Origin of the sequence: Dactylosporangium sp. NPDC050588 (assembly GCF_040654975.1) — a bacterium.
Taxonomy (GTDB): domain Bacteria; phylum Actinomycetota; class Actinomycetes; order Mycobacteriales; family Micromonosporaceae; genus Dactylosporangium; species Dactylosporangium maewongense.
In genome coordinates, this window is record NZ_JBFAJA010000010.1 from 116698 (window position 1) to 139859 (window position 23162).

Sequence of the window (23162 nt, forward strand, 5' to 3'; positions counted from 1 at the left end):
GCGCGGGCGATGTTGGTCGCGCCGGCGGTGCGGTGGTAGCCGATCGCGGGTCTCGCGGCGACCGTGACCCCGGTCGCGGGTCCGGTCCCCGGCCGGGATCTGCGCCCAGGGCAGGCGCTTGAGCCGCTTGAACAAGGTCGGCTGGTCGGCTTTCACCTGGACCATCAGGTGCGCATGACGGCGGGTGACCTCGTCGGCGTGGCCGGTCTGGGTGTGCAGGGCATCCGCGATGAACAGCACGCCGGCAAGGGTGCCGAGCGCTGCCTGCACGGCGTCGAGCAGCGGCGCGAAGGCCGGGATCTCATTGCTCTTGGCGTCCACGGTGACCTGGGCAAGGACTATGCCGGTACTGGTGTCCAGCGCGGACAGCAGATGGACTTGACGGCCGCCGCCGAGGCGAGCGCCGCGCAGCGTCTTGCCGTCCACGGCGATCACCATGCGGTACCGCGTCGATCGCGGCGCTTGCGGTGTCACGGCCGGGGGTGCGCGTGCGGAGCCAACCGGCAAGAACGGCGCTGAGCAGCCGTCGTCGAGGCGGGTCAACAGCCGCCAGACGGTGCTGCCGACCGGTACCCTGCGGGTGAACCCGAGTCTGTCCTGAGCGTGTTCGTCCAGGTCGTGCAACCAGTCCGTGATTGCGGCGAAGGATGACGCCCCCGCCAGGACGGCGCAGACCGCAACCGCCAACAACGAGGTCAGCGGGTAGCGCACGCCGCGTGGGTCACGCGGATCGAGAACTGCGGCGAGGGCGTGCAGCAAGCCACCGCGTTCACCATCGGTGACCGGTGCAACCGGGCTGATGGAGGCGGGTGCCGTCACGGCCAGTGCTGAGATGAGAGATGATGCCATCGGCGGGTGGGTCTTCCTCGGAGTCGTGAAGCGTCGCAACTCCATGGTCACCGATGCGGCCTCACCCGCTCCCTTCGCCTCCACGAAGGCCAATCACCCTTCAAAACCCCTGTTCAACGCCCTGCCGCCCGACTACGCAATGGGCCTGCCCCTGATCCAGCCTTCATTGACGAGTCGGTCACCTTCACCGCGGGCTTCCGACCGGCTGCGGCCCGCACGATCATGCTCCACTTCGGCGATCCTGCCGCGGCGTACAGGCGCCGGAGCTCGCCGGCGAGTCTCGCCGCGGCACCGTCGCCCGTGGAGGTTATGGCCCAATCCAACACCACCGAGTTCGGGATGGAGCGGTCGCTCCCCGGAATCTCCGGAGAAGTTGCATTGAGCTGCACAAATGCCGGTCGCGGAGGTCGCTGGACGTCGCCGGAACTGTCGCTAGGCGCGACAACTGAACCGGGTCGGCGACTGGTGCAGGCCCACTACCCGGAGGTGACGATGGAGATCCTTAGCGACGTCGTGGGCTATTGCTTGAGCGGCGGCAAGATCGGCGCCGTGCTCGCGGGCAGCTACGGCTGCACGACGATGTACGCGGCCGTCGCGGCGGTCCGCGCGAAGCCCGCCACCCGCCGGCACGCGGCGGAACGTGTCCTCGCCATGCTGACGCAGCGGCGTACTTGTCGTCGCGTCTGTTGCACGACCACTCGGTGATCTACGTGCGCTTGGGCCGCCGGGCTCCGCCCTTGTGCCCGCAGGCAACGTGCCCCGCACCACCAAGCGGTCCACGTCTCGTCCGGCGACATGCCGCGGAATGCTGGGACAGCCCGCCCGGCCGGCTCACCCGAGCCGGCCGGGCGGCCAGCCCAGGTCACCGTTCGGACCGGATGCGTCGCGCAGCGTGCACCACGCCGGCGTGACGTGATTCGATGGCCTCAACCGAGAGGGAGGCCGTTCAAGCGTGGCGCTGGTCCTGACGGCGACGGACATCCAGAGCCCCACCCGGTGGCGCTGGCTGCTCAGCGACGAGACGGGCGCGTCGTGCGCCGACCGGGTCGTCGACCTCGACCCCGCCTCAGCACAGGTCGCAGCCCTGCGCGACCTGACCGCGCTTGCTGGACCGGCCGGGACCGCCGATATCGCCGCGCTCGGCGAGTGGATCGGGCGGGAGATCTTCGGCCCGACGTTATGGGCCTACCTCGACGACGTCGTGGTCGTCGTCGCGCTGCCGCCCGCGGCTGGATTCCTCACCGGCTACCCACTCGAGTTGGCCGCGTCAGAGGGCCGCTCGCTGAACGACCGCCTCGTCACGCTCGTCTACGAGTTCACCGGATCTGGACCCGGAGCCGGTGCCCGGCTGAAAGAGCCGGTCGGCGACGTCCTGCGCATCCTCGCCCTGTACTCGGCACCGACCCGCGAGGCACCGCTGAACCTGCGGCAGGAGCGGTTCGCGTTCGCGACCGCTGTGCGTCGCATCGAGTCGCGGCTACGCCGATCGGTCGAGCTGCGAGTCCTGCAGTACGGGGTGACCCGCGAGCGGCTGCGCACGGTCGCCGAGGAGTATCCCGGCTGGGACATCCTGCACGTCAGCGCGCACGGCCTGCTCGGCAGCCTGGTGCTGGAGGACGCGGCAGGCGCGCCCGACCCGGTGCCTACCGCCGAGCTCATCGACCTGCTGACCCCGGATCGCCGCCGGCTCAAATTCGTCACCCTGGCGGTCTGCGACTCCGGCGCCGCCGCGGCCGCGGAAGTGCTGGACACCGCTGGCCTCGAAGACCCGGCAGCGAAGGCCCTCGCCGCCGCCGAGCACCCGGCCCCCGGTCCGGTGGAGGGTCTGGCCCAGGGGTTCGTGCGCCAGCTCGACGCGGTCGTGCTCGCCATGCGCTATCCCGTCAACGACCGGTTCGCTGCCGCGCTGGCCGGTTCACTCTACCCGCGGCTGCTGGAACAGCGGTTGCCGGTCGCTCGGGCCCTGACCCTGGCGCTGCCGGAGGCGTTGGCCCAGGCCTCCGGCCCGGGACTGTCCGCGGCGGTGCCGATGCTTTACGGCGCCCAGGCCGAGCACCTGGTTCTGAACCCGCCGTCGGGCACCGTGTCGCTCGACCCGGCTGCCGTACGAATGGCTGGCTTCGACCCGGAACCGGATATTTTCGTCGGGCGCACCGCGACGCTCGCCGCGGCCGGCGCGCTGCTCGCCCCGGACAGCGGCGCCGCCGGCGTGCTGTTCCTCGGCCGCCGCGGCACCGGCACGACCAGCTGCGCCCTCGAGCTCGCCTACCAGCTGCAGGACCGGTTCGGCGCCCTGGCCTGGTGCCGGCTGCCGCGCGGCGAGGACCTGACCGCCGGCTTCACCGCCCTCGCCGCCACACTGCGCACTCAGCTCGGCATCGTCAACGTCCCGGACCTGTCCCGACCGGCCGACCTCGCGGCATTCCTGCCGGCGCTGCGCCGGTTGCTGCGCGAGAGCTCGCTCCTGCTCGTGCTTGACGATGCCGGCGCGCTGCTCACCGCCCAGGCCGGGTGGCGCGCGCCGCTGTGGTCGGACATCTTCGACACCCTCACCGGCCACGGCGGCGACTCCCGGCTCATCCTCACCGGCGACGTAACTCCGCCGGGCCTGGACGCCCGGCGGTTGCGCGTACTGCCGGTGGGGCGGCTGACGCTGCTGGAGGAATTGCAGGCTGTCATGCAGCGGGACCCGGCGGCGCCCGGCATCGGCGGCGCGCAGGCCCGACGGATGCTGACCCTGGCCGGCGGCCATCCGATGTTGCTGACACTTGCCGATCGGGCAACCCGCAGCAGCTCGGGCGTTTCGGCCGACCCGGGCGAGGCAGCCGACCAGCGCCTGCACGAGACGTTGGTGGCCCGCATCGACGCGGGCGACGACTGGGACACGATCGCCGGCCACCTGCAGCGCGCGCTGCATGGAGAGGGAGCTTGAATGGGCGGCAACGAGATGGAACTGCGCGCCGAGGAGACCATGCCCGGCCACTGGCGGTGGTTATTCCGCGGCCATCATTGCCGGGCAGTCTTCGATCCGCACGGCCCCGAGACCGGCTGGCGCGGTGAGCACGGCCAGCGGTCAGCGACCGCGGCCTGGATCTCTGATCGGGTGCTGGGACCTGAACTCGTCGAGGAAATCCGGCGCGAACGCCCGCACGCCCTGCGCATCGTGGCGCCACCGAGCGTCCTGCGGCTGCCGCTGGAGCTCGGCATCTCCGTCCCGATCGCCTACGAATTGCCCGATGGGCCGTCGTACCGGGCGCACCGGCCAATCGACCGGCTGCGGATCCTGATGATCGCAGCGACCGAGCCCGCACTCAGCCACAGCGTCCGCCGCGAGCAGCAGACCCTCACCCGGGTGGTACGGGCAGCCGCCACCCAGCACGGCAAGGCCGTCGAACTGCGGGTGCTGCAGCCCGGCCTAACCCGCGACCAGTTGCGCGAGACAATCGAGGAGTTCCCCGGCTGGGACGTGCTGCACCTCAGCGCGCATGGCCGCACCGACGGCATCGTGCTCGAACGCCCTGGCGGCGGTCCGGACCTCGTCGACAGCGAAAGCGTGCTCCAGCTGCTGCGCCCGACAAGCGACCGGCTGCAACTCGTCGTTGTCAGCCGCTGCCACAGTGACCGTGAATCCCTCGCCGAAACCCTGGACTGGCTCGGCCTGTCCGGCGAGCAGACCCCGGAGGAGTACCGGGGCCCAGGCTGGCACCACGGCGACCCGATCGGCTGGGCCGCGCTGGCGCACCGCAAGCTCGGCGCCGCCGTTGTGACGATGCGCTACCCGATCACCGCCGAACTCAGCAACGCCTTCGTCGGCACCTTCTACGAGGGACTACTCGGCGACGGCAACGTGAGCATCGACCGAGCCCTGCACGACGCCGCGGCCGACGCCGTGCAGCACAGCGCGATCGTCATCGGCGACACCACGCCGCTGCTCGTCCCGGACGGCCCCGCCGAGGCCGAGCCCGATCTTCGGCACCTCGACGGATTTCCGGAGCGGCCGGCGCGCTTCACCGGCCGCACCGAACAGGTCATCGCGGCTGGCGCAGCCCTCGCCGCCGACAGCGGACTGCCCGGCGTGCTGTTCCTCGGCCGGTTCGGCGTCGGCAAGACCGCATGCGCGATCGAGGTCGCCTACCAGCACCAGGACCGCTACCAGGCCCTGATCTGGTGGCAGGCCGCCCCCGGGATCCCCGGTCACCCGGCCGCCGTCGCGCTCGCGTTCGCGCTCGAGCAGGGACTCGGCCTGCCGGTGGTGCAGGCCGCCAGCGGCGAACCGCACCTGCGCCGATTCCTGCCACAGCTGCGCGCTGTATTGCGCGACCGGCCGGTGCTCGTCGTGCTCGACAACGTCGACGCGCTGCTGGACGACGACGGTCAATGGCAGGAGCCGCTGCTGCGCCAGCTCGTCGGCGCGCTGCTCGACCACGGCGGGCAATCGCGGGTGCTGATGACCAGCCAGACGGTGCCGGCCGACCTGACACGCAGGCCGCTGCGCTGCCGGCTCGACCCGCTGTCGGCCGGCGAGTCGGCGCTGCTGGCTCGGGAGCTGCCCAGGCTCGGCAAGCTCTTCCGCGAAGATCCCGAACTGTCCCGGCGGGTGCTGGTGCGCAGCGGCGGGCTGCCGAAGCTGCTCGAGCTGCTCGACGCCGCCTCCGCGGACACTGGCGCGCTGTCGACCAATTTGCTGCGCATCGGCGACGAGCCGACTACCGACGCACCATTCAGCGCCGAGCTGCTCGCCGACTGGACCCGGATCCTGCTCGAGGCACTCCCGCAGGCGGCGCGACTGCTACTGCAATTGCTCGCGCAGATCGAGGACGATGACCGCGTGGAGACGATCGTCCGCGATGCCTGGGTGGGCCTCGGCGACGAGTTCGCGCCGGACGCCCCGCCTCCGTTCCGCGACGCGCTCGCGCCGCTGCTCGCCAGCCGGATGGTCGAGGTCGTCGAACCCGAGGAGCCCGCCGACGAGCTGTCCACCTTGCGCCTGCCGAGCCCCCTGGCCAAACTCGTCTGCACCGCAATGCCGGCCCACGTTGCCCGGCTCGTCAACCGGGTCCTCGCGAACTACTGGAGCGAGGCATTCGAGCGGCTCCTCCACGAGGGTCACGACGGCGACGAAACTCCTGAGGCGGCGCTGCGGGCCCTGCCGTACCAGGTTCGCGGCGAACAATACGACGAGGCGCTGCGGTTGATGCGCAGCGTCGACCAGCGCGACCGGCAGCCGGCCGTCACCTTCGCGCTGCTGGGCCACCTGGCCAGGATCATCGCCCGGGACCCGGAGCCGGTGGTACGGGTGCCGGCCGAGGCCCTCGAGGCGCAGATCCTCGCCCGCCGTGAACCCGCCCAGGCCCGCGACCGCCTCCAGCACCTCTACCAGGCGGCCCGTGCGGAGGGCCTGGACCACGTCGCCGCCGCCGTAGCCACGGACCTGGCCACGGTGCTGTGCGAGCGCGGTGAGTTCACCGCCGCGGCGGACCTCGTCGGCGAGCGCAACCGCCTCGTACATGGGGTGTGGGACCAAGTCACCACCAGGTGCCTCGGACTGCACATCCAGGGCGCCCGCGGCGAGCTGGTGCCCGCACTTCACGGCGCCGTCAACCTCGCGGGCCGGATCCAGAGGTGGCCGCTGGCTGACCCTTCGATCGCCGGCGCCACCACGCCGTCGCGGGCCACCGAGGCCCTGCTGCGCGTGGCGTACAACGCGGCCGTCAGCCTGGACCGATGGCCGCTCGCGCTGCGCCTCAACGAGGCGATCGTCGCGAGCCTGAGCCGCCGCGGCGCGAGCCGACACGAGCGGGCGTGGGTCCAGTTCAACGCCTGCACTCCGCTGCTGCGTACCGGCGACCACGACGGGGCCCGGCGGCTGCTGAAAGAGTGCCTCGATATCTTCGAGCAGACCCATGACCTGCGCGCGCTCGGCGCCGCCTACAGCGCACAGGCGGAAATAGCGGCGCTGGCCGGCGACCGGCACGACGCGCGGGTCCTCGCCCTGGATGCTCTGAGGCTCACCTACTCCGGTGCCGAGCCGAACAACGTCGCCGCCGGGCACCACAATCTCGCCCGATACCTGGTCGCCGACCGCTCGCCGTTTGCCCTCGCCTCCGCGCACCGCATCGCGGCCGGCATGCTCCTGCTGGCGACCGGGCGGCACGGGCCCCTGGCCGCCACCGTGCGGGCGCTCGCCGCAGACCTGCGGGTCCACGGTGATGTGGACCTGCCGGGCAGCATCGACGTGTGCGTCAGCCGGGTCCAGTCCGCCGACGGCGTGCGCTTCGCCGACCTGCTCACTCTGCTGGCGCCGGACCCGGACCGGCAGACCGCGCTGTTCGCGGACGTGATCGCCGGAGCCAAGGAGGCCGGCAGGTCCGGCGATGAGCTGCACTCGACGCCGACGCTGCCCATCATCCTGGGGGCGTTGTGAGCGACGTCTACATGCTGCGCACCCACGACGTCGCCAGCGACACCCGGTGGCGGTGGGTGCTCACCGACGATGCCGGCGTCGCCGTCCTCGACCACGACGTCGAGCTCGATGGAGCGTCGTGGCAGTACGAGGCGTTCCGGGACTTGTACCGCTGGGTGCACGAACCGCAGGACACACCCGCGGCGAAGCTGGTGGCCGACATCGGCGACTGGATCCGCGCGGAGGTCCTGGGGCCGGCGATCGCCGAGCGGGTGTCCGGATCGACCGTGCGCGTCCGGCTGGAGCAGGACTCCGCATTCCTCTACGGTCTGCCGCTGGAGCTGCCGTTCGCGGCGACCGAAAGCTACACGACGTTCGTCTACGAGCTTGACGATGGTACGTCCGGCGGTCCCGCCGCAAAGACGCCCGTCACCGACGAGCTGCGGATCCTGGGTCTGTTCTCCACCCCGCGCGCCGGCACGTTGCTGCAGTTCCGCCGGGAGCGCTACGAACTGGCCCAGCACCTGCAGCGCATCGGCGGGAAGCTCCGCGTCGATCTGCGCATCATGCAGTACGGAGTCACCCGGGAATCGCTGCAGGAGGCCGTCGAGGAATACGAGAGCTGGGACGTGCTGCACCTGTGCTGCGGCGGCACCATGCCGGGCTTCTGGCTCGAGGGCCCCGACGGCCGCCCCGAGCGGCTCACGCTGGAGGAGCTCATCGCCGTGCTGCGCCCGGCCCGGAAGCGGCTCAAACTTGTCGTGCTGTCCGCCTACCGCTCCGGCGCCGACGCGGTCGCCGCCCTGCACACCATCGGCCTCGACGCTGTCGCGGCGGATCTGACGCTGGAGCTCGACGCGCGGCCGGACGATGGCGCGTTCCCGATCCGCGAGCTGATCCACGGTCTCGTCCGCGAGCTCGACGTGGCCGTACTGGCCATGCGGTACCCCGTCGTCGATGACTTCGCGATCACGTTCGCCCGGGACTTCTACTCCTCGGTTTTGACGTCCAAGAACCCGGTGACGCGGGCGGTCGCGCTGAAGCTGCCGAAATACCTCGCCGGGCCGCCATCGCTGCTGCGTCCGCCCCTGTCGGTGTCGACGCCTGCGCTGTTCGGCCGGACCGCCGTCGACCTGTTCCTCAAGCCCAGCGGCCGGCCGCTGAAGCCGCTGCCGGAGTATCCGTTCGTGCAACCTGAGGCGACGGCCCTCGTCGGACACGTCGATGCGCTCGCCAACGCCAACTTCAGCCTCACCCCGGACAGCGGCGTCGCCGGAGTGTTGCTCATCGGCCCGGCCGGCGTCGGCAAAACCACCTGCGCGCTCGAGCTCGCCTACGAGCGCCGCGAGCGGTTCAGCAAGGTGATGTGGTGGTGCGCCCTCGGCAACCCCGCCGAGCTCGCCGCGATGCGCGCAAGCCTGACCGCGGCGCTCGTCGAGCAGTTGGACCTGCACCACCCCGACGACGAGGCCCCGGACTTCGACCGCATCGTCGGCCGAGTGCAGCACCTGCTGCAGACCGAGACGTACCTCATCGCCTTGGACGGTGTGGAGGCGCTGCTCACCGACGCCGGGGACTGGCGCGACGAAAAGATCCAGCGTCTCGTCGGCGTGCTGACCGGTATCGGCGGCCGGTCCCGGACGATTCTGACCAGCCGGGTGCTGCCGACAGCGGCCGTGACGGCGCTGCACCACGAGGACGTCGGCCCGCTGCGTGACGAGGATGCCGTGATGCTCTGTTGCGAGAAGCCATGCCTCGGCGAACTGCTGCATTCCCCTGACGGAGCACCGGACGCGGAGGCCAGCCGCGCATTCGCCCGCGGCGTGCTCAAAGCCGCAGGTGGCTCACCGCGCCTGCTGGCGCTCGCCGAGCAGGTCATCGGCTTCGCCCGACGGTCCGCTGTCGACGCCGGTGGTGCTGCGGTGGGGCCGTTCGGCCCGCAGCGGGCCGCCGTTGTCGAAGCGCTGGCCCGGTCTGCCAGCGGGGCCGACGAGGCGGAGACCGGACTGCTCAGCGAGATCCTCGGCAGTCCGCTCGGCGGTCCACTGTGGATGGAGGTTGCGCCGGTATTAGCGCGAGTGGTCGCCGGCGAGCGCGGCGAAGCTCTCATGGTCGCGCTCGGCGCCCCAGCGGCGGCGCTCGTCGGCGAAGTTCTGGCGGCCTCCGCCGGTCCCTGCCCGGTGAACGCGGCCGACGGGCCAGTCAGTTAGCCAGGGCGCTGAACAGCCAGTAGTCGCGGCCCGCACGGTTCTTCCGCCCGCGCAGGCCGAACCGCTCGGCCGGCGGGTGGCCGTGGCGGATGAGGTCGAACAGGTCGGACAGCACCGAGGTGCGGTCGCCGAAGTAGGCATGGCCCATCAGGCCGGTCTCCAACAGCGACGCGTCGATAGTGTCCACGCCGTCGACGACCAGGATGTCCGGACCTGCCTGGCCGGCGCGGGGGTAGCCCTGCACCATCTGCGACGCGCGCAGCGCTTCATCGTTGGACGAGGCGTACAAGGTGTAGCCGGTCGCGCGGCCGGCGAAGCGGGCGGCTTGCTGGGTGAAGGACGAGGCGTCGACGTCCGGCGCGGCGAAGGCGACCTGGCCCAGGTGCCTGGCCGCGTCCGGACCGAGAGTGGCCAGGCCGTCAGTAAGGACCCGGTTGCCCATGCTGTGAGCAATGGCGTGCACGCGCCCCGCGCCGACACCGGTGAGCGCGAGGTCCAGGAAGTCCGCGAAGTGCCCTGCGGTCTCGTCGGCGTTGTTCTGGTCGGCGACGTAAGCGTGCAGCTGGGCTCGTGACGGCCAGCTGTACAGCATCGGTACGCCGGGAAAGTTGAGGTCGTAGGCGATCTGGGCGGCCCGGCGGGCGGCGTCGGCGAACGCGACGTTGTAGCCGTGCACGAATAGCAGGAGGTCGCCGCCCGCGATCGCGGCGCTCGTCCGGACAGTGAACGCGGCCCGGTCCAGCGGATCGACGCCAAGCAGCACGACGTGCTTCGCGGGGTCCGGACGGAACTGCAGACGCCACAGCTGGGGCTTTTCCAGGCCGCCCATGCGGTGGTCGTCGGGGATGCTGACACAGGCCACCCCGAACGACAGCTCACCACGATCGCCGCCGAAGCGCCGCTCGGGCTCGGTGCGGCCGGTGGCGGCGCGGTCGGTGGCGTAGTGGACGGGCACCTCGACATACCGCTCGTGCGCGACGGCGCCGGGGATACCAGGGCCGCGAGTGAGGTCGGCCTCCAGCAATACGGCGGCCAGCTGCCGCACACGCGCCCAGGCCGCAGGCCAGGAGGCGAACGCGTCCTCGACGGTGTACTCGGCCTCGACTGTCCCGGTGGACTCAAGCTCGCGCAGCGCCGGCAGCAGCGCCGACTCGAGTGCCGCCACGCCGTCCGGGCCGAGGTCCGGCAGCGCCAGCAGCTCCGGCCACGCCAGTGCGATCGCATCGACCAAAAGCCGGGAGCTGTCCATACGCGGATTCTGTCATTTACACCCGTGCGCCGGCCCAGCTCCGGCGCCGTTTTGTCCGAACGTCTCGATCAATGCCCCGACCCGCCAGTGTCCGCAGCCCGGGGCGCTGACCCCTGACCTTGGACTCCTCCTTGGACCCAGATCACATCCGTTCGACGTAGCCGGCGGCGCTGTTCTCGGGCGGGGTGGTGTACACCTGCGGGATCAACGCTGGGATGTCGGAGCCAAATCGCACGTACTGTTCGGCGTAGGTGCGCAGGATCCGTCGCTCGGCGTCATTGCCGCGTAAGGACTGATCCAGCCGGCTGTAAAGGCTCCGGGAGACGTCTGTCGACGATCGGCCGGTCAAGCCTTCCCGATCGGCCCACCAATCGATGAGCTCCTTCCAGGTGAGTCCGTTAGGACCCAATGGCCGGTCGTAGACCAGGCAGTACTGCTCGTTCTCCACAATGTCGAGGTCGTTTGTTGACCGCGTCACGGAAGACGATCTTCGGTTGGGCCCGTTCGCCGCAAAGATCAGGTTCTTAAGGTCACCGACGACGCCGGTTGGCACAGAGGGCAACCCGCCTTGCACTGACGCGCTAGCCAGTGGGACCGCCGAAGCGGACATCGAAAAGTGTCGTACCGTATCTGTATGGTGGCCTTCGGTGATGGGTCGAACTGGAAGGGGCACCTGTGAGCAAACGCAGCAGCCGGGCACGCCGCCGCGAGCGAATCCGCCACCCGATCCCAGCTGGCAGGCTGTCGCCCGGGGGTGAGCGCCGCTCGGGCGGGGACCTGACCGAACAGCACATGCGTGAGGGGTGGCGGGTCGACGACGGCGCGCTGCTGATTCGGCTGGCCCGCGCGGAGGAATTGCCGGCCATACGGAGGCTGCTGCCGTTGACAGGTGTACTGCTTGAGCCCGAGGTAGCCGATGCGGTAGAGACGGGCGTCATGGCGGGCGCGCTGCGCGTCGCGGTTCGTGAGGGGCGCGACGCGATGCTGCGGCATATGGCCGGCCAGTTCTTCAGCCACCAGGGCGGCGATTCCGTAGTGCCGCTGCAGCAGGTGACGCTGGTCCTGGTCGCGGAGCACCCGGCGCGCGGGGTGGTCGGCGTCGTGCTCGCCAATCCGCCCATCAACGTGATCCACCAGTTGACCGACCAGAGTCGGCGCGCCGCTGTCGGCCGGCAGCAGGTGACGCAGATCTTGCTGTCCGGCACGCTCGGCATCGCTCGTATCCGGGCGCTCGCGGTGGCCGAGGAGTTTCGCGGTCGAGGCGTTGGCGGGGAACTGTTGCGCCGCTGCTGGCAACTGTTCGACCATGCCGGCTACCTGATCGTGTACGGGCAGGCGCCGGACACCGAGCAGCTCGAGCGGTTCTACCGCTCCCAGGGCTTCGACGTTCTTGCCCCAGGCGCCGGATGGGATCCGTGGGTGGTGTTCGGCGTGCACGCGGACGTTCGGTCCGACGCTGAGGAACGGGTCTTCATCCGACATCGCCCGTCAGATGCGGAACGGCGGCGGGAACGCGCGATCCCGACACCGCGCCGTGGCGGCACGGCGGCCGAGTCCTGACTAGCGCTTCGCCGCCGACTGCGGCCGTCAACACCGTGCCCGGACGCTTCTCGAAGCAAAGGCGTTCGGACCATCGGCGGGTCTTCTGCGAACGCCGCTGTCTGGTGCGCGAAGCCATCTGACCACGGCGCCGCGACATCGGGTGGCTGCTGTTTATACATCTACATCTCTAGATGCAGGGAGAACCGGTAGTGGACGAGCGCAGTGACGCGGCGGCACCGGAGCGGCCCGACGGAGAACCTCTGAAGGGTGCTTCGGAGTCGTGGCTTGCAGAGGCAGGCAGTGTCGTGGTTGCAGCGGCCGAATCAATGTGGCGACAGGCTCGCGATCGTGAACACAGGGACTGGCCACCAACCTGGCTCAAACTGTTCATCGTCTTGGCCGCAACCGTGGTTCTAGCCATCGTTGTGGTTCCGCTGATGCGTGGTATCGGCATCGGCGTGGCCAAACTCACCGGCTGGGGCCGGGAGCAAGCGTTGGCGCGTGTCGTGCTCGACCCGGTGAACCGCTACCTCAACGAGCACGCCGCCGCTCTGCCGGTGGACGCAGACACACTGTGGTGGACCTGGTGGCTCACCGGCGGGGTCCTGGTGCTGTTCAGTGCGTTCCGTTCATTGGGCGCTCGGATCGGGTGGGTGCTGTACGGCGCGGCCGGAACGGCCATGATCACCGCCGGCACCGCCACATCCGGACGCTGGATCGCCGGCGGCGTCGGTGGTCTGTGCTGGTGCCTGCTGTCCATACCCGTACTACGGCGACCGCCTACGGCTCCAGCCATCACGGTTGTCGGCCCGGCGCCGGCCGCGACCGGACCGGCGGCGGATCGTCCCAACGGGCCGCCGACGCGAGCGGCGGATGCCGCAACCAACGGACCGGCGGATTCCCCGCCCGATGATGACGATGTTGCTTGGGCCGCACAAATGTACGAGGTTCTGCTGCGGCGCGAGCGTCTCGCCACGCGGTCCACCCAACGCTGGACCGCAACGACGCACGGCGCCAACGGGTTCACCGCAGTCGCCGACGACGGCCGGCGCGCGGCCGGCATCGCCATCTCAACCGAGGCGGTCCACGAGATGCTCGCCGGACTATCCGACCCGCCCGGTCAACGTCCCCGCATCGACTGGACCACCACGCCGCCGGCCGCGCCCCACACCCGCCGCGTGAACTATGACGACCTGCAAACGCCAGACGCGATCCATGACTTCGTCCGCCGCAATCGCAACGTCCTCGCGCAACTCATCGACGTCTTGCAGGAGCGTCGTGAGACCTGGCCGACCGAGAAATCCGAACTCCGTACCCGGATCGACGAGCGCGCAACGGCACTGAACCTCGGCTGCCCGCTGGCGAGCGCCGCGTCGTCGTTCATGCCCGAGCCCGCCGGCCCGGACACCTTCGGCACGATCGCCCTCAACGACTGGGTACCGATCGACACGATCATTGCCGGAGGCGGAGCGGCGTCCTGGAACGACTTTGCCACGCACCGGCCGCGAATTGTTGGGATGATCATCCAGAAGCTGCTCACAGCCGACGATCCGCAGCAAGCATTGCTTGAGATCCTTGCCGACGGCGGACACCTGTACCTGAGCCGCTACCACGGGCCCGCCGGACCGATCCACGTCATCACCATCAACGGCACGCATCGCACACATGCGTTGCGCCTGCTCGACGTGTCGCTGATAGCCGCCGAGGTAACGGTCGACGCCTTGCCCCCTCGAATTGATGTGTTCAGCACATCGAACAGCGACGGCTGGGGCGAGGATCGCCACCACGGGCCCACAGAGGCGCTCTGGCGGGCCTTGATGGACCGCGACCTGCTCACCGGACGGATCGTCAACGCCGGCTTCGACGCCGTGCTCGAGCCCTACCGCGTCACCGCGCCGTGGTTGCTCTGCAGCCCGCGCGACGCTGCCGCGACCAGCGCCGCCTACGAGCGGCTCTATCCAGGAGCCCTTGGTATCCCGATCGAAGCCATGGGCGGTCCCGCGCAATGGTGCCGTTGGCTACTCGACGACCCATTCCCCTCGCACAGATAGCCGCGGCGGCGACGGGCTGGGGCGGTGCGGCGGGCCCGATCGGCACCTCTTGGTACTAGTTGTTACCTTGCCGGCGGCGCGGGCGCGAGCATCACGATCGTGGTCGCCTCGTATCAATAATCGCCCGTTGGTGCAGCGCCGTCGGACCCGCTCCCGCCCGTCACGCCGTGCCGCAATGCTGCGACGCACGCGTGTTCAAGGCCTCGCTAGACCACCTGGTGGCCGTCGATGGGCTGCGCGAGCGGGTGCGGCCGCCTGGTTCCTCTGGGCCGCGTCCAGCACTCGGTCGAGCTCGAGTACGCCGATCGCGACTTGCAGTTGGAAGCCGCTGGCAAGCACGGCGAGCCATTACTGAACCTTGGTCTCGACGTTCCAGGCGCCTTGGCGAGGTCGCTGATGTCGGCCTTGTGTTTGAGCTTCTCGGCGAACGCATCGAGCTTGTCGATGACCTCGTTGCATCGCGGTTACCTCGATGCGCGAAGATCGTAGGATGCAGGACCCAGCCACCGGGCTCGTGCCTCACACTTTTGCACTAGCTTCGCACGTCCAGCGTGTGGACCTATCGATCGACGTGCACCGGCAGAGTGGCTACGGTCACGTGGGCGCCATCCTCGTTGACGCTATCCTGCAAGCTGGTATGCGATACGAGACGGTGAACGCCCGAGCACACCGGTTCCGCTCCGAACAGCCAGATGCGGACACAACAAGTGGTCTGTTGGCACTCGGCGGCCCAGATCGCCTACGCGAGATGCTCAAGTGGCCCGGCAAAAAGCCGGACCGCATCCATCGACTTGCCCTTCACCTGGCTACCCACGGCGTCGATACGGTCGAGCAACTTGCGGCTTTCGTCAGCAACCGAGAGAACGTCACCGCACTCTGTGCGATAAACGGTGTGGGTCCAAAGACCGCGGATTACCTGTGCATTCTGGCTGGCGTGTCCACTGCAGCAGTCGATGTTCATCTTCGTTCGTTTGCCGCCGACGCCGGCTTGCCGGATCTCTCATACGGCGACCTGCACAGCTGCTACTTAGGGGCCGCTGAGCGCCTTGAAGTGGATCCCCGGGACCTGGATCGTGCGGTCTGGAGGTATGTCTCGGGTCGTTAGAGCAACGACCGTGGTGAAGCCCGATCGGGCAACCCCAACGGGCCGACAGCAGGGGCAGACGGTGAGCGCCGAACAGGGGCAGGCAGTGATGCGATGAGCGAGTACGTCTATCCAGTCAACGAGAACGACCCGGAAGCGTGGGGATACGACGAGCGTGTACTCGACATGTTCCGAGCCGTCCGACCAGGCGACATCGCCGATTGGCACCTCGGCAGCAGCTTCCGCCTGCTGAAGGCCGCCGACACCATCTGGGTGTATGCAGGCGTTCCGTACTCTCGGATCGTCGCGCGCGGCGTTGCCGTTGATGGCCCTCGCTGGTCGGAAGCCCATGCCTGTTGGCGGATCTACATCCAGTGGGATACGCAGACGACCAGGCAGCTCCTCTCCGCCTCGACGCCGCCCGAGGTCCTGTCCTCCTCCCCGCGGACCGTACGCACGCTCGACTCGGCCGAAACTGACCGGATACAGGACTGGCTCGATGCCGTACGTGCACCGCGACCGCAGATACTGCCGAAGTCCCGCATCCGGAGACTCCAGCAGGTACTGGACCGACAAGGCCAACCGGCATTCCGGGCTGAACTTATGAAGGCCTACCACGGGCGGTGTGCGATCAGCGGGTGCGATGTCAGCGACGTGCTTCAGGCCGCTCACATCGACCCAGTCGCCAGCGGCGGACTGACCACGTCAGCAACGGCCTATTGCTACGTGCGGACCTGCACAACCTCTTCGACAAGACGCTCATCTGGGTCGACGGCCGCAACCACGTCCGCGTAGATCCAAGACTCAAGAACTCCGAGTACGCCGAGTTCGATGGAGTATTGCTACGTCAGCCGAGCGGATCCGCGAGTCGACCAGACAAGGAAGCGCTCCGTCGTCACCGAGAGCGAAGCCTCAGCAGCTCGTAGTTGGCGCTCGCAGGCACAACCTCCGACACGCGTCACAGCGAGTCCGCCCGGCTAGCGTCGATTCCCGACGTCCGCACGAGCAGGACAGCCAGCGAGAACTGCCACGGACCGGTCCGGGTGATTCACTCCTTGGCGGAGGTCGCTATGTCACGAGGGGCTGGCCCTCGGTGCTCGTTCACCAGGGCTGCACGGCGTTTCAGGTCCGCCTCGCTTGGGTCGTAGAGCAGCCGCAGCGCGTGGCTAAGCATCTGAGCGCCTTCCAGGACGTCCTGAGGGCTTAGCCCCGACTCGTGGCTGCCGGAGTTGCCAATCCACTTCACCGCCAGGAGCATTTCGGCGGCATCGGGCTTGGTCTGGGCGAATTCCGTGATGCGCTCGTGAGCCGTTCGAGGCTTAGGCGGCTGCCCGCCACCCTGCGTGTTGACCGGTCTGTACTTGTCGATCGCCTGCACGGTCATCAACTCCTCGACCGCCACCCGCAACCGGCCCGCGGCTCCGGCCGAGTCGGTCCACATCACCACCGCGGCCGCGCAAGCTGCGTCTTGAACCGTCTTCGGCGTGAGCGGTGGGCAGGCCACGATCGACGGCGCCGGGTACGCGAACCGCAACCGATACCGCTCGGCGTACCGCTCCTGATAGTTCCATTCGTTGAGGGGAGTGGGTTTATCGACGACCTCAAAGCCACCGGCCACCGCCACACCTTCCAGGCATCCGGAAAGCGAGCAGGTCAGAACGCCGGTAAAAACGCCCGTTATCCACTCCGGTTCGAAGCCCTCAGGGCATTCGGCCTCGGACTGACGCGACACTGCGGAGCGCTGCGTGACGAACTCACCAGTCTTCTCCAGATGGCCACGCGAGCAGGAGGGGCAGACGATGTACGGCAGGTCGAAGAACCAGTCGGTCAGCGGAAGAAGCGGGTGGTCCACCCCGGACACCGTACGCGGCCACGAATCTGTGCGCCATCCACATTCCTGCGGTACAGCTTGACCCACGTCGTGCCACTTCTGTCCGGAGCGCACCATTCGACCTCTCCGGTGGGCAGCGCCGGAACGGGCGGAGCGGTCGCCGGGCTTGCCACGGTCGACCGGGCTCGGGGCCGCCGGTCAGATCGCCCATTTTCCGCCCGGACCTGGATCAGCCACCCGTCGGCCATTCGTCACCCGTTCGGGGATTTTCCTTTGAACGCCGTGCCCAGACGGCCGACGATGGGCAGCCGGCAACGGCGTCAGCGTGGCCGTCCTGCTGCTCGGCACGACAGTCACCGCGTTCCATCAGCGGGCTGGCGTGGGCAGCACCCGCTTCGGCGACAACGCGTGGAAGAACGCCCCGGCCGTCGTGGCCCGCAAGGGGTTCGCGGCGATGATGGCCGGCCGGGACCACGTCATCGGTGGTGGCCAGGCCAAGGTCGTCGCCAGCGCGGCCGCGCACGTCGACGAGGTCCGCCGCGTCGATTTCGACCCGCTGACCGCGGCGCAGCAACGGCAGCTCGGCGCCATTGCCGAGCGAATGCTCCGCGCGGCCCGACGAGCAGGATGCGGGCCTGCTTCGCGCCGGCGTCGTACGCGGCCAGTGCCTGGGTGGACCGGTTCTGGTTGGCGAGGGAGACGGCGACGGTGTTGCCGGACATCAGCCCGTACCAGTGGTAGAGCCACCAGGCGCCGGTGGCACGGTTGTTCTAGGTGACGAGCTGGTCGAGGTCGCCGGGTGGGGCCCAGTAGGGGTAGAGCGCTCGCCAGGACTACGCAAACAGGCTTGGCAGCGGTGTTCAAGGTCGAGCTAGACCACCGTTGTACCTGTCGATGGCCTGGGCGAGCGGGTGTGGTTGCCCGGTCATCGCGGCGAGGGCGCCAGCGACGGCTTGCAGGTCGGCGCGGATGTAGGTCGTGGTGGCAGGTCCGGTGGTGTCGGTGTGGCCGGCGTAGGCGCGGGCGGTGCCGTAGCCGAAGTGCCGTTCGACCCAGGTGAGGGTGGTGTGGCGCAGCCAGTGGGCGGTGATGCCCTGGGCGGCGACCCAGGGCAGGTGGGTGCCGATGCGGTGCCAGAGCTGGTCGTAGCGGCGGCTGGTCAAGGCGCGACCATTGCGGTACCGAAGCAGCGGGTCGGTTGGTACGACGGCGCCGCGGACGGCGGCGTGCTGGACAAGGCTGGCGGCGAGATCGAGGCTGATCGGCTGCCAGCGCATCGTGCCGCCCTTCTCGCGCAGCAGGAGCAGACCGCGTTCGGCGTCCAGGTCCTGCAGCCGCAACCCGAGCGCACCGGCGCGCCGGCAGGCGGTTTCGGTGTGCAGGCGCAGCAGCAGCGCGTCCAGGATCGTGTCGTTGCCGGTGGTGCGGGCGACCTGGTTGATGTCGGTCAGTTCGGCCGGGGTGAGCGCCCGCCGGGTGGTGGGGAGCCGCCGGGGTTTGCGGACGCGGTGGGCCGGGCTGTTCGCGGCGTCGATGAGGCCGTCGGCGATGGCGACGTTGTAGAAGGCGCGGGCGGCGGCGATGAGCAGTTCGCCGGCGTGGCGGCCGCCGCGGCTGTTGCGCCGGGCTCGGGCGTTGCCAACGACGCGTCGCTGGAGCGCCTGGATGTCGCTCGCGGTGATGGTGTCGATGGTGAGGTCGCCCCAGGCCGTGGTCATGCGCTGCCAGTAGCTGCGGTACGCGCGTAGCGCGCCGGGGCCGGCCGCGGCGAGGACCTGCGGGAGGTACTCGTCGAACGTCGGCAGCGTGGGTCGGGCGTCGCGCTGCAGGTCGGCGAGGGTGACACCGAGCTCGGCCAGGGCTGTCCAGGCGGCGTCCAGCCGTGCGCGGTCAGCTGCCATCGCCTGCGGCGAGCTGGTCGGCCAGGAGTCGCGCGATGGTTCGGGCCGGGTACACCAGCAGCACGTCATGGGCGGGATCGGCGAGCAGGACGACCACGGCGCCGGCGGCGAGGTGGCACAGTTGCCGGACCGACGCCGGGATGGCGAGCAGGCCAGTGGCGCCGATGGCGTGCCGGCCCACCGGGTTGGACCTGGCCGTGACGGCGCCGTATGCGATGTCGAACTGCACACGGTGCCCGGGTGGCCAGCCCAGCCGGTGCAGCAGCGGGCGTGCCGAGATCCGGCCGGACGGATCGAGCCGGCCGACGTCAAGGTGTGGCTCGACCTGGTCGGGCCCGGTGGATCGTGCGGGCAGGTGGGGCAGCGGCGGCCGTGGTGGGCGGACGCGGGGGAGTGGTACGGGTATGAGCGCCGCGATCATCTGCTCGGCCGGGGCCGGAACGCTGCGCCGCACGCGGATCATCGTGGCCGCCTGAGCGCGGTCCGCGCATGGCGAAACCCGACCGGGTGGTCACCCGCTCGGGTCTGCTCCTGGGATGCTACGAGTTCGTCGATCTTGGTAAACATTTACCAAGACCAGTGTCGAAGGGGGGACTTGAACCCCCACGCCCTTGCGGGCACTAGCACCTCAAGCTAGCGCGTCTGCCATTCCGCCACTTCGACTTGCTCCGACCATCCTACCCGGTCGCTTTCTCACCGCCCGGCTGGCCGACGGAGACATTACACGGTCTACGCGGATCTTGGCGAATCGGGGGGTGCGACACGCGAAGGGCCCCGGCGGAGGGGGGAGCGCCGGGGCCCGTTTCGCCTGGGTGGCCGGTGGGGGGTGCCGGCCGCCCGACGTCAAACGTTGAAGATGCTCACGCCGCCCGGGCCTACGAGTAGGGCGACGACGATGAGGATGATGCCCCACAGGATCTGTCGGCGGAGAAGTGCGACGACGCCGGCGATGCCGATGAGGACCGCGATGATCCACAGAAGAGTTGCCATGATGGTCTTGTACCTCCGGGGAGAGATCGATAAACGTGGTCAGCCGGCGAGGTCCTCGGGCCAGGTGGTGCGGCGGGTGAGGACGTCGCGGACCTTGTCGACGACGGCGACGGCCGGGTCGACGAGCTTGTTGAGCGGCGGTTTGGCCGGGGTGTTGGGGTGGGGTCGGGTGGGTGCGGCGCCGCGGGCGATCAGGACGCGGTTGCCGAGCCGGACGAGCTCGGTGTCGCTGCACTGTTCGCGGAGACGGGGGAACACCCCCTTGCCGGTGCGGTCCGCGTGCGAGCGGACGTGGGTGGCGACCGCTTCCAGCGCGTCGTGGTACGCGGCACCGGCGGCGGCGGGGGTCGCGTGCAGCCGCTGCAGGGCGAGGAGCAGCTCCGCGTCCGCGGCGACCTCCTGCGAGGCGATCGGGTCGCCGTCGGGCAGGACGGCCTTGACCGTCGGGTAGAGGTACTGCTCCTCGGCGGACAGGTGCCGCGCGAGCGTCGCCACCAGCACGTCCTCGATGTCCTGCGGCCTGGCCTTCTCCTGCTCGTCGGGGGTCGCGAGCCGGTCGCAGAGCTGGGCGAGCTGCTGGTGGTCCTCGTCGAGGAGGTCGAGCATGCTCGGTCCGCCGAAGACGACCTCGTCGTCCTCGATGCCCGGCACCGGCGGTAGCGGCGGCAGCGGTGCGGCACTCACGTGCGCCTCCTCGATCGGTTGTTGTCGTTGCCGCGTCGGTACCCGAGGCGTGACTTCTTGAAACGAGTGGTTACCGGCCAGTACGCTCCCATGTACCGCCTTCGATGGAAGCCGGCCGCCACCTGCTACGGAAAGGGGCCGCCATGTCCCTCACCAGGCGGGGACTGACCGTCCTCGCCGCCACCCTGGTCGTGCTGCTGGGAGCCACCGCTCCCGCGTACGCCGCAGCCGGGCCGCCACCCGGATCGATCGCCAGCATGGGCGACTCCATCACCCGCGGGTTCAACGCGTGCGGATGGTTCGCCGACTGCCCGTCCCGCTCGTTCAGCACGGGCAGCACAGCTTCCGTCAACAGCCACTTCCTGCGGATCCGCGCGGTGAACCCGGCGATTGACGGCCACTCGTACAATGACGGAAAAAGCGGGGCGAAAGCCGCTGACATGCCAGGTCAGGCCCAGACCGCCGTCTCGCAGCGTGTCGCCTACGTCACGATCCTGATCGGCGCCAATGACGCCTGCACCGCGTCGGAGTCGACGATGACCAGCGTGGCCGCGTTCCGGGCGTCGCTGGACGCGGCCCTCGGCACGCTGAAGGCCGGCCTGCCCGAGGCGAAGGTGCTGCTCATCAGCGTGCCCGACCTGAAGCGGCTCTGGCAGGTCGGCAAGGACACCTCCGGCGCGCGCACGGCCTGGGGCCTGTTCGGCATCTGCCAGTCGATGCTGGCCAACCCGACGTCGACCGCGTCCGCCGACACCGCGCGGCGCGACCGCGTCCGGCAGCGGGTCGCCGACTTCAACGGCCAGCTGGCGTCGGCCTGCGCGGCGTACGGCGCCAACTGCAAGTACGACGGCGGCGCCGTCTTCGGCTACCCGTTCCAGCTGTCGCAGATCTCGACCTGGGACTATTTCCACCCCAACGCGTCGGGGCAGGCGGTGCTCGCCTCGGTGAGCTACGCGGCCGGTTTCGGCTGGTGAAGTCAGTGTGGTCCGGTGACGCTTCGTGGTAGCCCACCGGACCACCCGCCGAAATTGTCACAGGCGCCTGGTATGACTTCTTCATGGACGCCACCGACGAGGTCATCGAGCTCTGCCGCGACCTGCTGCGCATCGACACCACCAACACGGGCGACCTGGAGACGAGCGCCGGGGAGCGGCTCGCCGCGGAGTATGTCGCCGAGAAGCTCGCCGAGGTCGGCCTCGATCCGCAGATCCACGAGAGCGCGCCCGGCCGGGCCAGCGTCGTCGCCCGCTTCGAGGGCAGCGACCCGACGCGTGACGCGCTGCTGATCCACGGACATCTCGACGTCGTGCCCGCCGACGCCTCCGAGTGGTCCGTCGACCCGTTCGGCGGTGAGATCAAGGACGGCTACCTGTGGGGGCGGGGCGCCGTCGACATGAAGGACTTCGACGCGATGGTCCTGGCTCTTGTACGGCAGATGCGCCGCGAGGGCCGCAAGCCACCGCGGGACGTGGTGCTCGCCTTCGTCGCCGACGAGGAGGCCGGCAGCACCTATGGCGCGCAGTATCTCGTCGAGCGGCACCCGCACTACTTCGACGGGGTGACCGAGGCGGTCGGCGAGGTCGGCGGCTTCTCCGTCAGCGTCGGCGGCGACCAGCGCCTCTACCTGATCGAGACCGCGCAGAAGGGCATCGACTGGCTGCGGCTGCACGCCAAGGGGCGCCCCGGGCACGGCTCGATGATCAACGACGACAACGCGGTGACCGCGGTCGCCGAGGCCGTCGCGCGGGTCGGCCGGCACCGCTTCCCGGTGATCATGACGCCGACCGTGCGAGCGTTCCTGGAGCAGGTGTCGGAGATCCTCGGCATCGAGCTCGACCTCGACGACCCCGAGCGGGCCGTGGAGAAGATCGGGCCGATCGCGATGATCATCGGCGCGACCCTGCGCAACACGGCGAACCCGACCCGCCTCGCCGCCGGGTACAAGGACAACGTGATCCCCGGCCGCGCGTCCGCCACCATCGACTGCCGCACCCTGCCCGGGCAGTCGGAGCTGTTCGAGCAGCAGCTGCGCGAGCTCGTCGGCCCCGACATCGAGCTGGAGTACATCCACCGCCAGGCCGCGCTGGAGACCACGTTCGACGGCGCCCTCGTCGACGCGATGACGGCTGCGCTCAAGGCGGAGGACCCCGGCGCGTTGCCCGTGCCGTACATGCTCAGCGGCGGCACGGACGCCAAGCAGTTCGACAAGCTCGGCATCCGCTGCTTCGGCTTCTCACCCGTGCGGCTGCCCGCCGACCTGAACTTCGGCGCGTTGTTCCACGGCATTGACGAGCGCATTCCCCTGGAGGGACTACAGTTCGGCGTGCGAGTCCTCGACAGGTTCATGCAGCAATCCTGATCAACCCGA

General features: G+C 69.6%; 18 protein-coding genes, 1 tRNA gene and 1 pseudogene. 10 read left to right on the top strand and 10 right to left on the bottom strand.

Features of this window, described 5'->3' with window-relative positions; translation table 11 throughout:
• Positions 1-78: 78 nt before the first annotated feature.
• Positions 79-894, bottom strand: a pseudogene (locus tag AB0I21_RS08975) (ISAs1 family transposase); the annotation flags it as partial.
• Positions 895-1335: 441 nt separating this feature from the next.
• Between AB0I21_RS08975 and AB0I21_RS08980 the strand changes: the two are divergent.
• The 4 genes from AB0I21_RS08980 (at position 1336) to AB0I21_RS08995 (ending at position 9462) form a co-directional block, all read left to right on the top strand.
• Positions 1336-1554 carry a hypothetical protein gene (locus AB0I21_RS08980; protein ID WP_360559796.1) on the top strand — a complete coding sequence of 73 codons (219 nt, stop codon included), beginning with the start codon at positions 1336-1338 and terminating at the stop codon, positions 1552-1554.
• A 247-nt stretch (positions 1555-1801) separates the two neighbouring features.
• Complete coding sequence (locus tag AB0I21_RS08985) at positions 1802-3781, top strand: CHAT domain-containing protein (RefSeq protein ID WP_360559797.1); 1980 nt, start codon at positions 1802-1804, stop codon at positions 3779-3781.
• A 171-nt stretch (positions 3782-3952) separates the two neighbouring features.
• Positions 3953-7273, top strand: coding sequence for a hypothetical protein (locus AB0I21_RS08990; RefSeq protein WP_360559798.1), 3321 nt, complete (start codon positions 3953-3955; stop codon positions 7271-7273).
• Positions 7270-9462, top strand: coding sequence for a CHAT domain-containing protein (locus AB0I21_RS08995; protein ID WP_360559799.1), 2193 nt, complete (start codon positions 7270-7272; stop codon positions 9460-9462). Before AB0I21_RS08990 ends, AB0I21_RS08995 begins: the two co-directional genes overlap by 4 nt.
• Here the strand turns inward: AB0I21_RS08995 and AB0I21_RS09000 are convergent.
• The gene (locus AB0I21_RS09000) at positions 9455-10711 is read right to left on the bottom strand and encodes an alpha/beta hydrolase (RefSeq protein WP_360559800.1); all 1257 of its coding nucleotides are present in this window, start codon (positions 10709-10711) and stop codon (positions 9455-9457) included. The two genes, AB0I21_RS08995 and AB0I21_RS09000, sit on opposite strands and share 8 nt — an antisense overlap.
• Positions 10712-10853: 142 nt before the next feature.
• A complete protein-coding gene (locus AB0I21_RS09005; protein ID WP_360559801.1) occupies positions 10854-11264 on the bottom strand; it encodes a hypothetical protein in 411 nt (136 codons plus the stop codon).
• Between the two features lie 122 nt (positions 11265-11386).
• Here AB0I21_RS09005 and AB0I21_RS09010 point away from each other — a divergent pair, with 122 nt between their 5' ends.
• From AB0I21_RS09010 to AB0I21_RS09025, 4 genes are all read left to right on the top strand, one after another.
• Positions 11387-12271 carry a GNAT family N-acetyltransferase gene (locus AB0I21_RS09010; RefSeq protein ID WP_360559802.1) on the top strand — a complete coding sequence of 295 codons (885 nt, stop codon included), beginning with the start codon at positions 11387-11389 and terminating at the stop codon, positions 12269-12271.
• A 191-nt stretch (positions 12272-12462) separates the two neighbouring features.
• Positions 12463-14304, top strand: a complete 1842-nt coding sequence (locus AB0I21_RS09015; RefSeq protein WP_360559803.1) for a hypothetical protein — start codon at positions 12463-12465, stop codon at positions 14302-14304.
• A gap of 598 nt (positions 14305-14902) precedes the next feature.
• Positions 14903-15409 (top strand): hypothetical protein, encoded by a 507-nt coding sequence (locus AB0I21_RS09020; protein ID WP_360559804.1) that lies wholly within the window; start codon positions 14903-14905, stop codon positions 15407-15409.
• Between the two features lie 617 nt (positions 15410-16026).
• The gene (locus AB0I21_RS09025) at positions 16027-16314 is read left to right on the top strand and encodes an HNH endonuclease signature motif containing protein (protein ID WP_360559805.1); all 288 of its coding nucleotides are present in this window, start codon (positions 16027-16029) and stop codon (positions 16312-16314) included.
• Positions 16315-16436: 122 nt separating this feature from the next.
• On the opposite strand, the gene AB0I21_RS09030 is transcribed toward AB0I21_RS09025, so the two are convergent.
• The 7 genes from AB0I21_RS09030 to AB0I21_RS09060 all read right to left on the bottom strand — a co-directional run bounded on the left by AB0I21_RS09030 (position 16437) and on the right by AB0I21_RS09060 (position 20794).
• Positions 16437-17240 (bottom strand): DUF4145 domain-containing protein, encoded by an 804-nt coding sequence (locus tag AB0I21_RS09030; RefSeq protein ID WP_360559806.1) that lies wholly within the window; start codon positions 17238-17240, stop codon positions 16437-16439.
• A 208-nt stretch (positions 17241-17448) separates the two neighbouring features.
• Entirely contained in the window at positions 17449-17793 is a 345-nt protein-coding gene (locus AB0I21_RS09035; RefSeq protein ID WP_360559807.1) for a hypothetical protein, read from the bottom strand.
• A 286-nt stretch (positions 17794-18079) separates the two neighbouring features.
• On the bottom strand, positions 18080-19120 hold the full coding sequence (locus tag AB0I21_RS09040; protein WP_360559808.1) for a tyrosine-type recombinase/integrase: 1041 nt from the start codon (positions 19118-19120) through the stop codon (positions 18080-18082).
• Positions 19110-19574 (bottom strand): hypothetical protein, encoded by a 465-nt coding sequence (locus tag AB0I21_RS09045; protein WP_360559809.1) that lies wholly within the window; start codon positions 19572-19574, stop codon positions 19110-19112. Before AB0I21_RS09045 ends, AB0I21_RS09040 begins: the two co-directional genes overlap by 11 nt.
• 126 nt (positions 19575-19700) lie before the next feature.
• Positions 19701-19783 (bottom strand) — tRNA-Leu (locus tag AB0I21_RS09050).
• A 180-nt stretch (positions 19784-19963) separates the two neighbouring features.
• Positions 19964-20110: a GPGG-motif small membrane protein gene (locus AB0I21_RS09055; RefSeq protein ID WP_360559810.1), complete on the bottom strand. Its 147-nt coding sequence runs from the start codon at positions 20108-20110 to the stop codon at positions 19964-19966.
• Positions 20111-20149: 39 nt separating this feature from the next.
• The gene (locus AB0I21_RS09060) at positions 20150-20794 is read right to left on the bottom strand and encodes a hemerythrin domain-containing protein (RefSeq protein ID WP_360559811.1); all 645 of its coding nucleotides are present in this window, start codon (positions 20792-20794) and stop codon (positions 20150-20152) included.
• Positions 20795-20937: 143 nt separating this feature from the next.
• Between AB0I21_RS09060 and AB0I21_RS09065 the strand changes: the two genes are divergently transcribed.
• Together AB0I21_RS09065 and AB0I21_RS09070 are read left to right on the top strand one after the other, a co-directional pair.
• On the top strand, positions 20938-21768 hold the full coding sequence (locus tag AB0I21_RS09065) for an SGNH/GDSL hydrolase family protein (protein ID WP_360559812.1): 831 nt from the start codon (positions 20938-20940) through the stop codon (positions 21766-21768).
• Between the two features lie 83 nt (positions 21769-21851).
• Positions 21852-23153, top strand: coding sequence for a M20/M25/M40 family metallo-hydrolase (locus tag AB0I21_RS09070; RefSeq protein WP_360559813.1), 1302 nt, complete (start codon positions 21852-21854; stop codon positions 23151-23153).
• Positions 23154-23162: the final 9 nt, after the last annotated feature.